The sequence below is a fragment of the Streptococcus suis genome (assembly GCF_002964045.1).
GTDB classification, from domain to species: Bacteria; Bacillota; Bacilli; order Lactobacillales; family Streptococcaceae; genus Streptococcus; species Streptococcus suis_U.
Window position 1 is genome coordinate 1 of the sequence record NZ_POPB01000232.1, and the last position, 335, is coordinate 335.

The window sequence follows — 335 nt, forward strand, 5'->3', positions numbered from 1 at the left end:
CCTGTTCCGTTTCCAATAGGGATAACAATACCTTCTGGGTCAGTGTCAGGGAATAAAAAGGTAAGAGTTTTTGAGTTTATGTTCCCTACTTGGAAAAGCACATTTAATTGCTCGCGAACAGAAACTGGTATCGTCGTATGGTCAAAGCGCTGACTGACTAGAAGAAGATGAATTCTTGTCTCTCGACCAAGCAAAGCTATCTGAGATAAGAGTGAAAAAAATGCATCTTTAATGGTTTTATTTACACCATCAGATAACGCTAAAACCTCATCGATCACTATGGTTAAATGAGAGAATAGGTGATGTGGATTTTCATATAAAATAGCTTGTCGTTT

At 37.6% G+C, this 335-nt stretch carries 1 pseudogene; it reads right to left on the reverse strand.

Annotated elements, in window-relative coordinates:
* Positions 1-335: pseudogene (locus C1E99_RS02140) on the reverse strand (cell division protein FtsK); the annotation flags it as partial.